Below are 1,212 nucleotides of genomic sequence, written 5' to 3'. Positions count from 1 at the left end.
TGTGATAGTCGAGATGCGGCCCGGGTTGGGCTGCTGCCAGGCTCGGCGCTGGCGTTCCGGCATGACCCACAAGGTAATTGGCGGCTCGTCAGAGCTTGCCGTGCCCCCGAGATGTCTGCCGGACGTCGGCGTCGGCCTGGCCCACCCCGTTGGCTTGATCAGCAGCTTGTCCGCCATCTCGACGTGACTCATCACAGTTCTGCCACGCGGTGACTCCACCCAGGCCGACGCCGACCACGGTCGTCCAACCTCAAGGAGAACAACCGCGTGACCATGCTCGCAGAACAGGTCGACGGCGTCATCGGCGTCGATACCCACCGCGACACCCTCGCCGCCGCAGCCGTCAGCCCCATCGGAGCCGTCCTCGCCTCTACCGACGCGCCGGCCAATGCCCGTGGCTACCGCCGCCTCCTCGACTTCGCTCGCAAGCACATCCCCGGCCGCCGCTGCTGGGCCCTGGAGGGCATCGGCAGCTACGGCGCTGGTCTGGCCACCTTCCTCGACCAGGCTGGCGAACGCGTCGTGGAGGTCTGCCGGCCCAAGAGGCCAGCCGTCCGCGGCGGACGCAAGACCGACATGATTGACGCCGTCCGGGCGGCCAAGGAAGCCCTCGCCAGCGAGCACTTGATCCAGCCCCGCCTCCGTGGCGAACGGGAGGCCCTGCGTGTCCTGCTCGCCACCCGCCACGGCGCGGTCCTGGCCTCAACCGCCGCGATCAACCAGCTCAAGGCACTGATCGTGTCCGCACCCGACGACCTCCGCAGCGAGCTGCGCAAGCTCAAGCGGCCAGCGCAGATCACACGTTGTGCCCAACTACGGGACCGACCGGCTCACGGCATCGAGCACCGAATGACAGCGCGGGCCCTACGGTCGACGGCCCAGCGCATCCAGGTCTTGCAGGCCGAGGCCAAGGAACTGGAGAACGAGATCTACAGCCTGGTCCGCCAGTTGGCACCTGAGCTCCTCGGTCTCCTTGGTGTCGGCCCGATCACCGCCGCTCAGGTGCTGGTCAGCTGGTCGCATCCGGGCCGTTTCAGGTCCGAGGCGGCGTTCGCATCGTTCGCGGGTGTCTCGCCGATCCCGGCCTCCTCGGGGTTGACCAACCGGCACCGGATCAACCGCAGTGGCGACCGGCAGCTCAACCGGGCCTTACACACGATCACGCTGATCCGGATGCGGCTGGACGCGGCCACGAAGACGTACGTCGCCCGC

Annotated in this window: 1 protein-coding gene; it reads left to right on the top strand. The window is 68.5% G+C overall.

Annotation, left to right across the window (positions count from 1 at the left end; genetic code table 11):
- Nucleotides 1-273: 273 nt before the first annotated feature.
- Nucleotides 274-1,212, top strand: a 939-nt coding sequence (locus ACFY01_RS46750; protein WP_390741883.1) for an IS110 family transposase, incomplete at its 3' end; no start/stop codon positions are given.

The organism is Streptomyces sp. NPDC001480 (genome assembly GCF_042894725.1).
Lineage (GTDB): Bacteria > Actinomycetota > Actinomycetes > Streptomycetales > Streptomycetaceae > Streptomyces.
This window is presented reverse-complemented; position numbering and strand designations above follow the sequence as displayed.